Source organism: Parasutterella muris (assembly GCF_943193095.1).
Taxonomy (GTDB): Bacteria; Pseudomonadota; Gammaproteobacteria; order Burkholderiales; family Burkholderiaceae_F; genus Parasutterella; species Parasutterella muris.
This window is the reverse complement of sequence record NZ_CALPCV010000006.1, coordinates 39266-55210: the sequence shown is the minus strand read 5'-3', so window position 1 is coordinate 55210 and position 15945 is coordinate 39266. Positions and strand designations below refer to the sequence as shown.

General features: G+C 51.3%; 16 protein-coding genes. 13 read left to right on the top strand and 3 right to left on the bottom strand.

Annotated elements, in window-relative coordinates; translation table 11 throughout:
* Window positions 1-10: 10 nt before the first annotated feature.
* The 7 genes from fabF to NFR90_RS03700 all read left to right on the top strand — a co-directional run bounded on the left by fabF (window position 11) and on the right by NFR90_RS03700 (window position 7588).
* Window positions 11-1237, top strand: a complete 1227-nt coding sequence (gene fabF / locus NFR90_RS03730) for a beta-ketoacyl-ACP synthase II (protein WP_251450831.1) — start codon at window positions 11-13, stop codon at window positions 1235-1237.
* 129 nt (window positions 1238-1366) lie between these two features.
* Window positions 1367-3160 (top strand): translation elongation factor 4, encoded by a 1794-nt coding sequence (gene lepA / locus NFR90_RS03725; RefSeq protein WP_251450829.1) that lies wholly within the window; start codon window positions 1367-1369, stop codon window positions 3158-3160.
* 21 nt (window positions 3161-3181) lie between these two features.
* Window positions 3182-4072, top strand: coding sequence for a signal peptidase I (lepB, locus tag NFR90_RS03720; RefSeq protein ID WP_251450820.1), 891 nt, complete (start codon window positions 3182-3184; stop codon window positions 4070-4072).
* A gap of 8 nt (window positions 4073-4080) precedes the next feature.
* Complete coding sequence (gene rnc / locus NFR90_RS03715; RefSeq protein WP_160334317.1) at window positions 4081-4767, top strand: ribonuclease III; 687 nt, start codon at window positions 4081-4083, stop codon at window positions 4765-4767.
* 3 nt (window positions 4768-4770) lie between these two features.
* On the top strand, window positions 4771-5688 hold the full coding sequence (gene era / locus NFR90_RS03710) for a GTPase Era (RefSeq protein WP_251450818.1): 918 nt from the start codon (window positions 4771-4773) through the stop codon (window positions 5686-5688).
* Between the two features lie 172 nt (window positions 5689-5860).
* Window positions 5861-6277, top strand: a complete 417-nt coding sequence (locus tag NFR90_RS03705) for a hypothetical protein (protein ID WP_251450816.1) — start codon at window positions 5861-5863, stop codon at window positions 6275-6277.
* Window positions 6278-6412: 135 nt separating this feature from the next.
* On the top strand, window positions 6413-7588 hold the full coding sequence (locus NFR90_RS03700) for a C45 family autoproteolytic acyltransferase/hydrolase (protein ID WP_251450814.1): 1176 nt from the start codon (window positions 6413-6415) through the stop codon (window positions 7586-7588).
* On the opposite strand, the gene NFR90_RS03695 is transcribed toward NFR90_RS03700, so the two are convergent.
* Window positions 7585-8955, bottom strand: coding sequence for a dicarboxylate/amino acid:cation symporter (locus NFR90_RS03695; protein WP_251450813.1), 1371 nt, complete (start codon window positions 8953-8955; stop codon window positions 7585-7587). The two genes, NFR90_RS03700 and NFR90_RS03695, sit on opposite strands and share 4 nt — an antisense overlap.
* Window positions 8956-9207: 252 nt before the next feature.
* On the opposite strand from NFR90_RS03695, the gene recO reads away from it, so the two are divergent.
* From recO to nagZ, 4 genes are read left to right on the top strand one after another with little or no spacing between them, the layout of a single operon-like run.
* Window positions 9208-9912, top strand: a complete 705-nt coding sequence (recO, locus tag NFR90_RS03690; RefSeq protein WP_251450811.1) for a DNA repair protein RecO — start codon at window positions 9208-9210, stop codon at window positions 9910-9912.
* 5 nt (window positions 9913-9917) lie between these two features.
* Complete coding sequence (locus NFR90_RS03685) at window positions 9918-10424, top strand: DUF805 domain-containing protein (RefSeq protein ID WP_160334311.1); 507 nt, start codon at window positions 9918-9920, stop codon at window positions 10422-10424.
* Window positions 10421-10813: a holo-ACP synthase gene (acpS, locus tag NFR90_RS03680; RefSeq protein WP_251450809.1), complete on the top strand. Its 393-nt coding sequence runs from the start codon at window positions 10421-10423 to the stop codon at window positions 10811-10813. Before NFR90_RS03685 ends, acpS begins: the two co-directional genes overlap by 4 nt.
* Window positions 10813-11886, top strand: coding sequence for a beta-N-acetylhexosaminidase (nagZ, locus tag NFR90_RS03675; protein ID WP_251450807.1), 1074 nt, complete (start codon window positions 10813-10815; stop codon window positions 11884-11886). Before acpS ends, nagZ begins: the two co-directional genes overlap by 1 nt.
* Here nagZ and NFR90_RS03670 read toward each other — a convergent pair.
* Complete coding sequence (locus tag NFR90_RS03670; RefSeq protein WP_251450805.1) at window positions 11840-12304, bottom strand: putative toxin-antitoxin system toxin component, PIN family; 465 nt, start codon at window positions 12302-12304, stop codon at window positions 11840-11842. The genes nagZ and NFR90_RS03670 overlap by 47 nt on opposite strands.
* A gap of 41 nt (window positions 12305-12345) precedes the next feature.
* Window positions 12346-13335, bottom strand: a complete 990-nt coding sequence (locus tag NFR90_RS03665; RefSeq protein ID WP_160334307.1) for a malate dehydrogenase — start codon at window positions 13333-13335, stop codon at window positions 12346-12348.
* A gap of 135 nt (window positions 13336-13470) precedes the next feature.
* Here NFR90_RS03665 and NFR90_RS03660 point away from each other — a divergent pair, with 135 nt between their 5' ends.
* Window positions 13471-15282: a sensor histidine kinase gene (locus tag NFR90_RS03660; RefSeq protein WP_251450803.1), complete on the top strand. Its 1812-nt coding sequence runs from the start codon at window positions 13471-13473 to the stop codon at window positions 15280-15282.
* A complete protein-coding gene (locus NFR90_RS03655; RefSeq protein WP_160334305.1) occupies window positions 15242-15865 on the top strand; it encodes a response regulator transcription factor in 624 nt (207 codons plus the stop codon). The genes NFR90_RS03660 and NFR90_RS03655 overlap by 41 nt, the downstream gene beginning before the upstream one ends.
* Window positions 15866-15945: the final 80 nt, after the last annotated feature.

The window sequence follows — 15945 nt, the reverse complement described above, 5'->3', positions numbered from 1 at the left end:
GGAGCAATTAATGCGTCGAGTAGTCATTACCGGCTTGGGCATGATCAGCCCGATTGGCAACACGGTAGAGGAGAGTTGGGAGAATGCGCTGGCGGGTAAATCCGGCATCGTTGCGGTGACGCACTTTGATGCGTCCGCTTTCGGCTCCCGCATCGCCGGTGAAGTCAAGAATTTTGAAGTGGAGAAGTATCTTCCGGCGAAAGAAGCGCGTCGTTTTGACCGCTTTATTCAGTACGGAGTGGCGGCTTCTCTTCAGGCTCTGGATGACAGCGGACTTCAGATTGATGAAGAAACCGCGGTGAGAGCGGGCTGCGCTGTCGGCAGCGGAATCGGCGGATTGGAAACAATCTGCGTCAACAACGGTTCCTATCTGGAAAAAGGACCTCGTCGAATTTCGCCGTTCCTGATTCCGGGCAGTATCGCCAATATGGTTGCCGGTCAGGTTTCCATTATGCGCAATCTCAAGGGACCGAGTCTTGCCTATTCGACGGCCTGCACGACCGGTCTGCACAGTATCGGCGAGTCCGTCTGGCTCATCCGCCGCGGTGACGCGGATGTGATGGTCGCCGGCGGCGCTGAAGCCGGTGTCTGCCCGCTCGGTCTCGGAGGCTTTGACTCCATGCACGCGCTTTCCCGCCGCAATGACGATCCGCAGACCGCGTCCCGTCCCTTTGACAAGGACCGAGACGGATTTGTCTTGGGCGAGGGCGCCGGTGTGCTGGTGCTTGAAGAGTACGAGCACGCGAAAAAACGCGGAGCGAAGATCTACGCCGAAGTGGTTGGCTACGGTCTTTCTGCAGACGCGCATCACATCACGACGCCGAGTGCGGAAGGTCCGATGCGCTGTATGCAGGCTGCCCTCAGACAGGCGGGAATCAACGCTTCCGATGTTCAGTACCTGAACGCGCACGGAACCAGTACGCACGTTGGCGATATCAATGAGACCAAGGCGATTAAGCTCGCTTTTGGCGACGCGGCCAAGGATTTGGTGGTTAATTCCACGAAGTCTATGACGGGTCACCTTCTCGGAGGCGCCGGCGGTATCGAGTCCGTGTTTACCGTTCTGGCTCTGAAAAACCAAGTTTCACCGCCGACCATTAACATTTTTCAACAAGATCCGGAGTGTGATTTGGATTATTGTGCGAACGAAGCGCGCAAAATGCGAATACGCTACGCGATGAAGAACTCGTTCGGTTTCGGCGGAACCAACGGTTCTCTTGTTTTCGGTCAGGTTTGATCTCAATCCGACTGAACAGCAGCAGGGGTCGCGCAAGCGCCCCCTTTATGTTTTTTTGAACCGCCTTGTCCGCATCCATTCGAAACAATTCTGATGGATGCGGACAAGCAAACATCCATTTAGGAATGTATGAAGCAGATCAGAAACTTTTCTATTATCGCTCATATCGACCACGGCAAATCCACGCTCGCTGATCGCTTGATTCAGCGCTGCGGCGGTCTTTCCGAGCGAGAGATGGAATCTCAGGTCCTGGACTCCATGGATCTGGAAAAAGAGCGCGGCATTACTATTAAGGCTCAGACCGCCTCTCTCAATTACAAGGCTAAAGACGGCCAAACGTACTTATTAAATCTTATTGATACCCCGGGACACGTTGACTTCAGCTACGAAGTCAGCCGTTCGCTTTCAGCCTGCGAAGGTGCGTTGCTTGTTGTGGACGCCACGCAGGGTGTGGAAGCTCAGACAGTTGCCAACTGCTATACCGCCATTGAGCTCGGCGTCGAAGTGCTTCCGATTCTCAATAAGATGGATCTTCAGAGCGCAAATCCTGATGAAGCCCGTGAAGAAATCGAAGAAGTCATCGGAATTGACGCGACGGACGCGGTTGAAGCCTCTGCCAAGACCGGTCTTGGCATCGATGAAATTCTTGAACGCATTGTGGAGCGTGTCCCTGCGCCTAAGGGCGACCCGAAAGCGCCGCTGCAGGCGCTAATTATCGACTCCTGGTTCGATAACTATGTCGGCGTTGTGATGCTGGTGCGTGTTGTGAACGGAACACTTCATCCGAAAGATAAGATCCGTCTGATGGCGACCGGTGCAAACCATTTGGTTGAACAGGTCGGCATCTTTACACCGAAATCTCAGACGAAGACCGAGCTCAGCGCAGGGCAGGTGGGCTTTGTGATTTCCGGAATCAAAGAATTGAAAGACGCCCGAGTCGGTGATACGGTCACAAGCGCTCAGAATCCGGCTTCGGAGCCGCTTCCCGGCTTTAAGGAAGTTAAGAGTCAGGTGTTTGCGGGCCTTTACCCGGTGGAATCAAACCAGTACGAAGCGCTTCGCGATGCGCTCACGAAGCTGCAGCTTAACGACGCGGCTCTGCACTTTGAACCGGAAGTTTCTCAGGCGCTCGGTTTCGGTTTCAGAGCGGGCTTTCTCGGGCTGCTGCACATGGATATTGTGCAGGAGCGTCTCGAGCGCGAATACAACATGGATTTGATTACGACCGCGCCGAGCGTGGTCTACGAAGTACTGCTGCGCAACGGCGATGTTATCCATGTTGAGAATCCTTCAAAGTTGCCGCCGGTGGATAAGATCGCGGAAATCCGCGAACCTATCGATTCAGTGACTATTTTTGTGCCGGACGAGTATGTCGGCGCGGTCATGACGCTCTGCAACCAGAAGCGCGGTATTCAGACGAACCTCGCCTATCACGGCAGACAAGTGCATCTGCATTATGACCTTCCGCTCGCGGAAATCGTTTTGGACTTCTTCGACAAGCTTAAGTCACTGACCCGCGGCTATGCTTCTATGGATTACGAGTTCAAAGAGTACAGAGCCTCTGATGTCGTCAAGATCGATATCATGATTAACGGTGATAAGGTGGACGCGCTCTCAAGCATTGTGCACCGAGCCAACTCGGTTTCCCGCGGCCGTGAAATTGTTTCCAAGATGCGCGGCATTATTCCGAGACAGATGTATGACGTCGCCATTCAAGCGGCCATCGGCGCAAACATTATCGCGCGTGAAAACGTGAAAGCGCTTCGTAAGAACGTGCTTGCCAAGTGTTACGGCGGTGACATTACGCGTAAACGCAAACTGCTGGAAAAACAGAAAGCTGGTAAGAAACGCATGAAGCAGGTCGGTACCGTCGAGATTCCGCAGGAAGCCTTCCTTGCAATTCTTCAGCAAGACGACAAATAACCCTCATCGAGGAGCATCACTATGACTTTTTCTCTCATTCTTTTCCTCCTGACCGTTTTTACAGGCGTGCTGTGGGTTCTTGATGTATTTGTCTGGAAACCTAAACGCGTCAAAGTCATGTCTGATGAACTGCAGCAGTTCGACAGAAGCAACGAAGATGCGCTGCGCAGAGGCGTACAGTCCGTGGTGGCAGCTCGCTCTGCGATGGTCACGCGCATGAATGAGCGTCCCAAGTGGCTTGAATATACTGCCGGTTTCTTTCCGGTAATTTTCTTTATTTTCATTCTGCGCTCATTCATTTTTGAGCCTTTCAGAATCCCGAGCGGATCTATGATGCCGACGCTTGAAAGCGGCGACATGATTTTAGTGAACAAATATAACTACGGTCTGCGTCTGCCGGTGCTGAACACCAAGATTGTTTCGATCGGTGAGCCTGAAAGAGGCGATGTGATTGTCTTCCGTTATCCCGCGGATGAAAAAATTGACTACATCAAGCGTGTTGTCGGTTTGCCTGGCGACAAGATTGAATACATCAACAAGCGGCTGACCATTAATGGGAAGCCTGTGCCCGTCACCGCTGACGGTAAGTATTACGATGAAGCCAAGATGCAGGAGCTTGATCAGTTTGTCGAGCAGCTCGGTAAGAAGGATCACCGTATTCTCAACAATCGCGCGGCCCCTGCCGGCGCTTATCCGCTTCCGATTCACAACAACCCCGACGCTTGTGATTACGTGAGAGGCGGATTGATCTGCACCGTGCCCAAGGACACATATTTCGTCCTTGGTGATAACCGCGACAACTCCGAAGACAGCCGCTACTGGGGTTTTGTGCCGGAGAAAAATTTAGTCGGACGGGCCAATATGATTTGGATGAATCTTTCGAAGCCGAGCCGCATCGGTTTCTTTGACTAGGAGCAAATATGCTGCCTCTCAGTGAACTTGAAAATAGAATCGGTTATAAGTTCAAAAACGAATCGCTTTTGAAGCGCGCGATGACACACCGCTCTTTTTCTTCGGAAAACAACGAGCGTTTGGAGTTTCTCGGAGACTCCGTGCTGAACTGCGTCATCGGCAACGCCTTATTTTTGAAGGACAAGCATTTTGACGAGGGTTCTCTTTCACGCGTTCGCAGCAACCTTGTCAAACAGTCCGCCCTTGCGGAAATCGCAGAACGCATCGGTATTTCCGAATTCCTTCGCGTTGGCGAGGGTGAGCTGCATACTGGAGGAAATCGTCGTCCGTCAACTATTGCGGATGCAGTAGAAGCCATATTTGGGGCGGTTTTCACCGACTCCGGCTTCGAATCGGCGCAAACTGTCATCATTCGCTTATATGAGCCGATGCTGAGCAAGCTGACGCCGGATACGCTGGGCAAAGACCCGAAGACCCGCCTGCAGGAAGTACTGCAGGGCCATCATTACGGTCTGCCGGTGTATGAAGTACTGGAGGTTCGCGGACTGCCGCACGATCAGGAGTTCCTGGTGAGCGTGAGCGTTCCGAAACTGGACATTAACCTTCAAGGCGTCGGCCGTTCCCGCAGACAGGCGGAACAGGAAGCCGCGCAGAAAGCTCTGGACAGCGAAGCCGTTAAGAAATTGAAAGGCTAAGTTATGACAGAAAACACAGTTACAGAAGAAACTAAAGAATTCCGCAGCGGATATGTTGCCGTGATCGGCCGTCCGAACGTCGGCAAGAGCACACTGATCAACGCACTTGTCGGCGAGAAGGTCAGCATCACGAGCAAGAAGCCACAGACCACACGAGACCGCATCATGGGTGTATTAACCACCGACGACACCCAGTATATCTTTGTGGACACACCGGGTTTCCAAACGAAACATTCTTCTGAACTTTTGTCCAGAATGAATCAGTCAGTTAAATCGAGCCTTGCGGACGTTGATGCGGTGGTTCTCGTCATTGAAGCGACCGGCTGGCGTCCCGAAGACCTGACGGTTCTCTCGCTTCTTTCAAAAGAAGCAAAGAATGTCATTCTTGCGATCAACAAGACCGATGAAGTTAAGGAAAGCGAGGCGATGCTTCCTCTCATTACCGAGTCGATGCAGAAGTTCCCGTTTGCCGAAGTCGTCCCTGTGAGCGCAGAGAAGGGTCGTCAGCTCAAGGTACTTCTTGAAGTGATCAGAAAGTTCCTTCCGGAAGGCGACAAACTGTTTGAAGACGACATTTATACGGATAAATCTCCGCGCTTCCTGGCTGCGGAAATTATTCGTGAGAAGGCTTTCCGCCTCTTGGGCGATGAGCTGCCGTACGGTGTCGCCGTCATGATCGATAAGTGGGAAGAAACCGACAAGCTTGCGCGAATCTTTGCGACACTGATCGTTAACCGCGAAAGCCATAAAGGCATCGTGATCGGCGAAAAAGGCGCGAAACTTCGTGAAATTTCCAGACTGGCGCGCGAAGATATTGAAGAAATGCTTGGCAAGAAAGTTTATCTGGAAGTCTGGGTTCGAGTTCGCAAGGGCTGGGGCGACGATGCCGGTGTTCTCAAGTCCCTCGGCTATGGTCAGTAATCTGTAAGCTTTTTAGGACATTAAGCCTCCGACTCAAGATTGGGTTCGGAGGTTTTTCTTATGCCTGAAAAACGGGAAAGGTGCTCAAAAAGGTCAGGGTAATTACTTATTATCGTGTAAGTTCGTTAGGATGCACGGATTACAGATATATCGTCAGATACGGAGGCGTAAATTGAATAAGCAATACACTCTCGAACGTGAGAACGTCCGTTATCAGAAGAACCTCGCAGACAGCCGCAAAGCTCTGGTTAAGAACATTCGCGCATTTGAAAAACTCAGCAAGAAGGATCGTCTGGACATTGTCAAGAGAGGCGAGTATTTCGCTGTGTATATTTGGGACGATGCGATGCATTTCATCCCTGCAAGATGGATTGCATACGGCTCGGGTACCAAGAGCAATGACAAGACTGTCATTGCGGTCAACCGTATCAACAAGCTTCTCGGAGTTGAAGGCCCGGAAGCAAAGAAATCGCTTGAAAAAGCTTTGGACCTTTACTGCGAAAGCCTCGGCGGAGAGCCTGTGCGCAAGAATCATCTCTTCTGGCGCCGTGACTGCATCACCAAACTGACAAGACTTCTGACTAAGTAAAAGTCTTGCAAACAAAATAAATCGGGACGTCGAGTCCCGATTTTTTTTGTATGCTAAAAATATTTACGGACGGGCGGGTATTTCGGGCAATAAACGGTCATAATTCCAAGATCGAACTTACAAATACTTGAACAAATGATCATCCGAAGAAAATTTATCGCCGCGCTTGTCAGCAGCGCTTTCTGTGGTTTTGCTGCGCAGGCGAAAGTCGCCTCGGAGCTGTCGGTCCCTAACATTCATTCGCCTGAAATTGAAAAGCAGCCCTTCTATCCTTTTATCGAATTGAAAGGTTCCGCGCTGCAGAGGGGCGTCACGTACGGTCAAAGTGCCGCTGAGCAGATAGACAGAAACATTAAGTTTTATGCATCGGTCTTTCAGTCATCCGCAGGAATTGACTGGGAGAAAGCGAAGTCGCTGGCGGCAAAATTTTTACCGGTCATTCAAAAGTACAGTCCTGAGTCCATTGAGGAAATGAAGGGAATCGCGCAGGGAAGCGGAAAATCTTTTGAAGACATTCTCACGCTGAATTGCCGAAGCGAAGTTTTGTTTGCAAACTCGGACGCATGTACCTGCATTATGGTTCCGGCTGAATTAGGTGAAGGCGGCAATGTGTTCATGGGGCAAACCTGGGACTGGCTTGCAAAGGCAAGATCCAACTCCGTGATTCTGAAAGTGGAGCAGGAAGGCCGCCCTGAGATTCTGATGGTCTGCGAGGCCGGTTTGGTCGGAGGCAAGGGGCTGAATTCCGAGGGTCTTGGCGTCTGTCTCAATGCCGCTTCCGTCGGCAAAGGCAAAATCGGCATGCCGCTGCATCTGATGATGCGCAATATTCTGAATTCAAGCCTGCCGACAGAAGCTCTAAAGGCGGTTTCGGCTGTTCCTAGGGCTGGTTCCGGAGTCTTTAATATCGCTTCGCGCAGCAATTATGAGATGCAGGTTGAATTTTCTCCGGACGCATTTGATGTGATCATGAGTAAAGGCGAGGCGCTCGTTCACACCAATCATTATCTGTCCGCTCTGATTGCGCCTAAAGACGTTGCCAAGAGTTTTATTTCCTCAACCTATACGCGGCTGAACGGGGTGCAGAGACAGCTCTCCAAGATGAAGGGACCGATCGGCATGAAAGGACTTTTCCGACTGCTGAGCGATCATGAACTTTATCCGGAATCCGTTTGTTATCACGAAGATCCTCGCCAGAGCGGAGAGCGCTACTGCACGGTTTACGCCATGGTGATGGGCGTGACTTCGGGTATTCTGTGGATTAGCGCAGGATACCCGTGTGAAGGGAAAATTTCCGAATACCGACTCTAATCGTTCAGGCCTTTTGCGGGCAGCAGGGCTGTTTCGTTAACAGCGGAAGTGAGCTCGCCCCCTAATTTCTCTTCGACTTTCCCGAGGTCGGCTTCCAGATCCGCGATGATGTCGCGTTTGGCGGTAAGCATCTTGGTGAGCCGCGCTTTATCCAGCTCACCTACGCAGCGGCCGACGACGACACAGGCGATGCCGTTTCCGATCATGTTGGTGATGGAACGTGCTTCGCTCATGAAACGATCTACGCCGAGGATAAGCGCAAGTCCGGCGACTGGGACATCACCGACTGCGCTCAATGTTGCTGCAAGTACGATGAAGCCGGAACCCGAGACACCGGCTGCTCCTTTACTTGTCAGAAGGAGCACCAGAAGCAGCGTGATCTGCTGGCTGAGCGTCATTTGAATATCGCAGGCCTGTGCGATAAAGACTGCGGCAATTGTCAGATAGATCGCTGTACCGTCAAGGTTGAACGAGTAACCGGTCGGAATGACAAGGCCGCTTACGGATTTACTGACGCCAGCTTGTTCCATTTTCTTCATCATTTGCGGAAGAACCGCCTCGGATGAAGACGTGCCGAGCACAATTAAAAGTTCCTCTTTAATGTAGGCAAGATATTTAAAAAGAGAAAACCCACAGCTTCGACAGATCGCGCCGAGAATAAAGATAATAAAAAACAGACAGGTGGCGTAAAAAACCAACATCAGTTTACTGAGCGGGATCAGTGTATGAATACCATATTTGCCGATGGTAAACGCCATAGCGCCGAATGCACCGATCGGAGCGACTTTCATGATCCATCCGATCATGGTGAAAAGGATGTCGGATCCTTTCTTAATCAGACTGTAGACCGGATGGTTAACGCCGCCCAGATGCTGCAGAGCGAACCCGAAGATGACCGAGAAGAATAAAACCTGGAGGATTTCTCCTTCGGCAAAGGCGCCGACAATGGTAGACGGAATAATGTGAAATATGAAATCAAGTGTTGACTGCGGCTTTTCTGAGGCCGCGTACATTGATACCGAACTCATGTCGAGTGTGGACGGGTCCACATGCATGCCGCTTCCCGGCTGAAAGAGATTCACCATGAGAAGACCGATGATCAGTGCGAGCGTCGTCACCGCCTCGAAGTAGAGAAGAGCTAAGCCTCCGACCTTGCCGACTTTCTTCATGTTTTCCATACCGGCGATGCCGGTGACGACAGTGCAGAAAATGACCGGAGCGATGAGCATTTTAATTAGCTTGATGAAGCCGTCTCCAAGCGGCTTCATCTTCGCGCCGAGGTCCGGCCAAAAGAATCCCAGCAGGACGCCGAGAGCGATAGCAGCAAGCACCTGCACATAAAGGACCTTGTAAAAAGGTTTTTTCATTGTTCCGCTCCTAAAAAGCTGAATAACGTATTTACGATTAGTAAAAATACTTAATCACAGGTATTTATATGTAATATATCTGATGAATTAGTGGTTTCCCTTAAAAAGTCCGTGAGTAAATGTTTCTTTTCCCGTGAGAGTCGTTGACAGAGGCGAGTCGGGGATGTGCGTAACAGAGTGTTTTCGATTTGAGCCGTGCCGACTGCAGCCGCTAAAATAGTCGGACCACTGATGAAAGGACATTATTTTTAAATGGCAGAAAAAGCTCGTTCGGACTTCCGCGTCAACGGGCAGCCCGCTTTTGTGCTGCACACGTATCCCTGGAAGGAGACCAGTCTGATCGTGGAGTTTTTTACGCGCGATTTCGGCCGCATGTCGCTTGTTGCAAGAGGCGCAAAGCGCCCGATGTCCCAATACAGGGGTTTGTTAAATCCCTTTTGTCCGCTTGCGATTTCTTACTCCGGCAAAGGCGAGATTAAGAATCTGATTCGTGCGGAATGGTACGGCACGATTCCCCTCGGAGAAAAGTTTCTGATGTCGGCGTTTTATATCAATGAGCTTCTGGTGCGGCTTTTGCCCAGAGGAGTTCCGGAGCAGGCGCTGTTTAAATCCTACTACGAGACACTGAAGAAACTCGCTTCGGGCGAAGAGCCGCTTGTGACGCTGCGCTACTTTGAGCTTGATTTTCTGAACGCACTTGGTTACGGCCTGCCTGAGGGTCCCTTTCCGGCATCGAGATACCGCTTTGTGGTGGGGGACCTGATCGCTTCGGACAACACCGCTTTGGAAAACGCCGGAGTCTCTTCCGATACGCTGCGCGCGCTGATTTCCAGAACTCTGCAGCCCGGAGAGCAGGAGAGGGAAGCCCGAATGTTAACCCGTGACCTTATCGGTTATTATCTCGAGGAAATTCCGCTGAACACCCGGCGGATCCTTAATGAACTTAAAAAGATTTAGCAGTTATGAAAAATCCGACACCCGGAAAAAATCCTTTTGAACTGGCTTCCTACGTCGACAAAATGCCGCCTGTGATTCGAGATCTTTATCTTGATATGACGATCGGCTATACCGATTTCGGAGGGCGCACGGGCAGAGCTCGTTTTTATCGCTTTTGGATTTTTACCGTACTTTATTTAGCCGTCCTGATGTGGATCAGCGATACCGCCACAGATACGGTTTTAGTATTTCTCGGACTTCTGATCTGCGGCTGGCTTTACATTGCGGTACCGTCCGCAGCGATTTCGGTGCGTCGTCTTCACGACGCCAACAAATCCGCGCTGTGGGCATGGATGCCGCAGATTCTGATCTTTTACTGCCTGGCGGAATTCGCGATGATGCAGAGCTACAACTGGTTTATTTGGGCGCCGTTAGGCGCGCTCACCGCGGTTTCATTCGGCGTGATGAGTCTTCCGAGTTTTCCGGAGGATAATCGCTGGGGTAAGTACAGCGGCAGCGGAGAGGACAAATGATCGGCGGCTTGGGCTGCGATATCGTAGAAATCGCCCGAATAGAGAAAGCCTGCACAAGACAGCCTAATTTTGCCCGTACGGTGTTGTCTGAAGACGAGCGGGTTGTATATGATCATAGAAATTCGCTATCGCGTGTCCGAGGTCTGCGCTACCTAGCCTCCCGCTGGGCGGCGAAGGAAGCGTTTTCAAAGGCGATGGGCACCGGTTTCAGAGGAAGCGTCAATTTTGGCGATATCAGTGTGCTGAACAATGAGCTCGGGGCGCCGTACCTGAAGTTTGGAGGCGCGCTTGCCGAGGAAATAGAAAGCCGCGCGATGCGGTTTCACATCTCGCTGAGCGATTGTGAAACTACGGCGATCGCCGTAGTGATTTGCGAAAGGAAAGATTAATGGAAAAAGTAGATCGTCCGCTTGGACCCTTGGTGGTTGATATTGCCGGAACGGAACTGACGGATGAAGAAATCAAGCTTCTTCAGCATCCGATGGTCGGCATGGTGATTTTGTTCACACGCAATTTCGAGAATATCGATCAGCTGCACAATCTGACGCATGACATTCACGCGCTGCGCAATCCCCCGCTGATTATCGGCGTGGACCATGAAGGCGGCAGAATTCAGAGATTCCGTGAGGGTTTTACCCGCATTCCTTCGATGAATTCACTTGGTCAGCTTTATGATAAAGAGCCGCAGCGCGCACATAGTCTGGCGGCAGCCTGCGGTTTGGTTATGGCTGCTGAACTTCGTGCCTGCGGTGTGGATTTCACCTTTGCGCCCTGTCTGGACTTGGACTACGGTCAGAGCGTGGTTATCGGCACGCGTTCATTCCATCGCAATCCGAGAGTTGTGAGCATTCTTGCGACCGCGCTGATCGGCGGAATGTCCCAGGCCGGAATGGCCTGCTGCGGCAAGCATTTCCCGGGACACGGCTATGCGTCTGCGGATTCTCATGTTGAGCTTCCGGTGGATGACAGATCCTTATCGGATATTCGCAGCAATGATGAAGTTCCGTATAAATCTCTGGGCGTACTCCTGACATCAGTGATGCCCGCGCACGTGGCCTATTCTCAGGTCGATTCCGCTCCTGCAGGCTTTTCTAAGAAATGGCTTCAGGAAGAGCTTCGGACAAGACTTGGATTCACAGGTTTGATTTTCAGTGACGACCTGAGCATGAAGGGCGCGGCGGAGATCGGTGAGATTACCGCCCGCAGTGACGCGGCGTTTGCTGCCGGATGTGACATGATCCTGATCTGCAACGATCCGGACGGAGTTCAGCAGGTTCTCGCCAACCAGCGCTGGATTCGCACAAAACTCTTTGATGAGCGTTTGGCCAGAATTCTTCCGCGCGGCAAATTCCCGAGCCGTGACGGGCTTGAACTGAATGCCAACTACAAGACGTGTGTGGAGATGATTGAGGCGTTTAACGCTGAACTGAATCAGAAAGCGGAGACGGCTGCGGCGTTTTAACGAGATCGGGATTCAGTAAGGCCGTGCTTGGTGAGCAAATCACTGAGCCGGTCTTTTTTATTCTTTTCGCGCAGCGAAGCACCAATTTATCTTTGGTGATGAGAACGGCAGGCGCCTCACTCACTGCGAGATCGATGAATTTCTGATCCAAAGGGTCTCTGCACCGTGCTTGTGCTTCAGTTGTGACTGCCACGTTTTCTGCGACGGATAAAAAGTCTTTAAGCGCTTCTTCCTGAGCCTTTTGCGTCAGATTAAAAGCCGGTCTGGTCAGTATATCTTTGAATTCATCAATCGCCTCCTGTGTTGTGACGGTTCGGAATTGTCCCGCGCAAGCAGCCTCCCAAAGCGGAGCGGTTGTTTTATCGCGGAAAACAAAGAAATCAAGCAGGAGATTGGTATCAAAGATTACGGTCTGCATAAAAGGAAAGGGCCGCTTTCGCGGCCCGATATCAGAGTCGGTTAGGCCTGTGCAATGATCTGATCGACGATTTCTCTTTCTTCGGTCAGTGCTTTGACATTCTTAGCGATTCTTTCTTTCTGGAAGTCGGAAAGTTCAAGACCTTTAACGATTTCATAGTCACCGTCTTTGCAGACGACCGGGAAGCCGAAGGTGAGACCTTCAGGAACGCCGTAAGAGCCGTCAGAAGGAACAGCCATTGTGACCCAGCGGCCGTTGGAGCCGTTGACCCAGTCACGGACATGGTCGATCGCTGCGTTCGCGGCAGAAGCGGCGGAAGAGTGGCCGCGTGCTTTAATAATTGCGCTTCCGCGGGAAGCGACAGTCGGGATTAAATCTTCTGTGTACCAAGTCTGGTCGATGAGGTTCATGACCGCTTCGCCGCGAACCGTGGCGTTGGTAAGGTCAGGGAACATTGTGCCGCCGTGATTGCCCCATACAGGAAGCTTTTCAATATCGGTGACTTTGCAGTCCAGCTTGTGTGCAATTTGAGAGAAAGTGCGGTTCTGGTCCAAGCGCATCATTGCTGTGAAGTTGCGCGGATTCAGATTCGGAGCGCAGCGGCGGGCAATATAAGCGTTGGTGTTGCAGGGGTTGCCGACGACGAGAACCTTAATGTTGGGGTCAGCGACTTCGTTCATGGCGCGGCCCTGTTCAACGAAAATCTGAGCGTTGGCGGCAAGCAGATCGGAGCGCTGCATGTCGGCGGAACGAGGACGGGCGCCGACGAGCAATGCGATCTGAGCACCGGCGAAGCACTCTTTAGCGCAGCAGGAGGAGCTGACGCTGTTAAGGAGCGGGAAAGCACAGTCGTCCAATTCCATGATGACTCCGCGGGAGGCGGCCATGGAAGCTTCGTTGTTGCGTTCGAGCAGCATAAGATCGATAGGCTGATCCTTTCCGAGCATGTCGCCTGAGCAAATACGGAAGAGCAGCGAATATCCGATCTGGCCCGCAGCTCCTGTGACGGCGACCTTAATTGGTTTTTTCATTTGGAGTATCTCCTTAGTTCTATAAAGATTTAATTGAACACAACCTGATTATTTTATCAGCTGGGTTTGAGGAGAACGCTTTTTAGGCGGATACCGCGGATTTAGTTTCATTCGTATGTTCGGTAGAATTTCCTCATGAAGCCTTTTATCCTGATTTCTCTGATCGCTGTCGAGCTTTTGTGTGCGCCGGTTGCTTTTGCTGAAGTAAAAGCGCATCCGCCGCTTGTGTTCGTTATTAATTCTGCAGTTAATCCGCTGCTGAATCAGGCATTCGTTAACGAAACGATTGAAACCATTCGTCGGAATGTATACCCGCGCAGGCTGGAAGTGAAATACGCCGAGCTTCCGGAAATCGAAGAGATGATGGAGAAGAAGACGGCGGATTTTTATCTCGCAACGAGCAGCACGGTTCGCCGGTTTCAGGATATCGGGCTGCGCGACATGGTGACCGCCTCATCGCCGTTTTCCAAAGATCCGAATAAAAGCGAAGGTTCGCTCATCATCGTGAATGCCGATCGAAAGGACTTGAACACGATTGACGATTTAAAAGGAAAAAAGGCGGCGGCTGGCAGAGTGACTGCGTTCGGAATGTATCTTGCGGCGATGGGCGAAGTGGCTAAAGCCGGCTACAACCCTCAGCAGTTCTTTTCCGGGACCTCTTTTTACGGGCTTGACCGAGACAAGATCATCGAAGATGTGCTGACAGGAAAAGCAGATGTCGGCATTCTTAGAATTTGTTATTTGGAAGATGCCGTCAATCGAAAAGTTGTGGATCCGACTCGATTGAAATTTATTAACCTTCAGCCGGAAGACGAACATATCTGCCTGCATTCGACTGCGCTGTATCCTAATTGGAGTATTGGTTCAAGCCCGAATCTTCCGGCGGCTTATGTTTCGGCGGTAACAGCCGCGCTTATTCATCAGAAACCGACCGCGCTTGGGATTCATTGGTCGGTCGCGAGCGACTACACTGAACTTGATACGCTCCTTCGCGCGCTGAATCTCGGTGCTTACCAGCGATTCAGCAGGCTTTGGTTTGGGCGGATGCTTCACGAATACAAGTACGTCTTGTTAGGCGCCGGCGCAATGCTTCTTCTTTTGCTCACTTACACGTACTTAGTCTCCAAACTTGTAGAGCGGCGGACTCGACAGCTCAGAGTCTCTCTTGAGCGGGAGAATAAGACGTTTCAAGAGGCAAAAGCTGCTAACGAAAGACTTTTAAGAATGCAGAGAGCCGGGGTTGTCGGTCAGGTCTCCGGACTGATCGCGCATGAACTGAATCAGCCTTTAGCGAGTATTAAGTTATACGCCAGAGCGCTTCAGCGCGCCTCTGAAGCCGGCATGCTCACGGAAGCGAAGATGAAGGAGGTACTTGAAGAGATGCGTGCAGACGCGGATATGGCATCCGCAATTGTCGATCGGGTAAGACAATACGCTAAAGGTCGGGACAGCGGAAGACAGACATTGGCGCTGAGTGAGCTCGCGGCAAAGTCTATTCGTGAATTTAATCGACAGACAGGCTCAGAGTCCGGGATTGTGACACGCTTTAACAGCAGGGCGATAGTATACGTCAATGCCTTGGAAATAGAACTTTGTATTGTCAACCTGCTGAGAAACGCGTCCGAGGCGCTCACCAAACAGAATATCAAGCACCCGAAGATTACCGTCAGTATCTTTGAAGATGCAAAGCGCGCAGAGCTAAGGATCTGTGACAATGGAAATTTATCGGAAGAAAAGCTGAGTCTTTTCAATGAACCGACACAGTCTGACAAATCCACCGGGTTAGGGCTCGGACTGCAGATTGTTCGCGGAATAGTTGAAAACTACGGCGGAAAGATCTCTTTTAGTCGAAATAACGTCGGCGGTCTTAGTGTTTTAATCACTTTGCCGCTTCATGAGGCGAATCATGGAAAAAAGGCTGCAGAAAACGCTCATACGAATCGTTGATGATGACACATCGTTCTCCGGCGCTCTGAAGTTTCTTCTGGAAACGGATGGTTGGTGCGTAGAGTGTTATTCAGGCGGGAGAGACTTCCTCGTCGGCGACAGCCCGTCCGTGCTCGGCTGCGTGATTTTAGACGTAGCGATGCCCGGGATGAGCGGTCTTGAAGTGCTGGAAGAAATGCGTTCTCGCGGATACGCGACTCCTGTTATTTTTCTGACCGGGCACGGGGACTTGGACATGGCGGTGCAGGCCATGAAGGACGGCGCGGTGGACTTTATTCAGAAGCCTCTTAATGAGTCAAGACTTTTGGAAGCGGTTGCCAAGGCGGTGAAGTGGGATGAAAGTCACCGAGGCTGGACGATTGAATCAACCGATGAGATTAAACGGTTTGAAACGCTGACCAACCGGGAGAAACAGGTGATTCGTCTTGTGGCGTCCGGTCTGATCAATAAGGAAATTGCCGAGAGGCTGTCGCTGTCTGAGAGAACCGTGGAAGTACATCGGCAGAACGCCTCGAGAAAGCTGAAACTTCAGTCGGTCTCCGACATTACGCGTCTTTTGTCGCACATTGACGAAAAAAATTGAAGAGCATTTGATTTTTGTCTTCCTACTTAAGTACCGATTTACCGGATACTCCTTTCATCGAACATCGTTTTGCAACTAAT

What these genes read in the sequence shown, in the direction of transcription:
- fabF (WP_251450831.1), top strand. Translation starts at nt 11, where the DNA reads ATGCGTCGAGTAGTCATTACCGGCTTGGGCATGATCAGCCCGATTGGC.
- lepA (WP_251450829.1), top strand. Translation starts at nt 1,367, where the DNA reads ATGAAGCAGATCAGAAACTTTTCTATTATCGCTCATATCGACCACGGC.
- lepB (WP_251450820.1), top strand. Translation starts at nt 3,182, where the DNA reads ATGACTTTTTCTCTCATTCTTTTCCTCCTGACCGTTTTTACAGGCGTG.
- rnc (WP_160334317.1), top strand. Translation starts at nt 4,081, where the DNA reads ATGCTGCCTCTCAGTGAACTTGAAAATAGAATCGGTTATAAGTTCAAA.
- era (WP_251450818.1), top strand. Translation starts at nt 4,771, where the DNA reads ATGACAGAAAACACAGTTACAGAAGAAACTAAAGAATTCCGCAGCGGA.
- NFR90_RS03700 (WP_251450814.1), top strand. Translation starts at nt 6,413, where the DNA reads ATGATCATCCGAAGAAAATTTATCGCCGCGCTTGTCAGCAGCGCTTTC.
- NFR90_RS03695 (WP_251450813.1), bottom strand. Translation starts at nt 8,955, where the DNA reads ATGAAAAAACCTTTTTACAAGGTCCTTTATGTGCAGGTGCTTGCTGCT.
- recO (WP_251450811.1), top strand. Translation starts at nt 9,208, where the DNA reads ATGGCAGAAAAAGCTCGTTCGGACTTCCGCGTCAACGGGCAGCCCGCT.
- NFR90_RS03685 (WP_160334311.1), top strand. Translation starts at nt 9,918, where the DNA reads ATGAAAAATCCGACACCCGGAAAAAATCCTTTTGAACTGGCTTCCTAC.
- acpS (WP_251450809.1), top strand. Translation starts at nt 10,421, where the DNA reads ATGATCGGCGGCTTGGGCTGCGATATCGTAGAAATCGCCCGAATAGAG.
- nagZ (WP_251450807.1), top strand. Translation starts at nt 10,813, where the DNA reads ATGGAAAAAGTAGATCGTCCGCTTGGACCCTTGGTGGTTGATATTGCC.
- NFR90_RS03670 (WP_251450805.1), bottom strand. Translation starts at nt 12,304, where the DNA reads ATGCAGACCGTAATCTTTGATACCAATCTCCTGCTTGATTTCTTTGTT.
- NFR90_RS03665 (WP_160334307.1), bottom strand. Translation starts at nt 13,335, where the DNA reads ATGAAAAAACCAATTAAGGTCGCCGTCACAGGAGCTGCGGGCCAGATC.
- NFR90_RS03660 (WP_251450803.1), top strand. Translation starts at nt 13,471, where the DNA reads ATGAAGCCTTTTATCCTGATTTCTCTGATCGCTGTCGAGCTTTTGTGT.
- NFR90_RS03655 (WP_160334305.1), top strand. Translation starts at nt 15,242, where the DNA reads ATGGAAAAAAGGCTGCAGAAAACGCTCATACGAATCGTTGATGATGAC.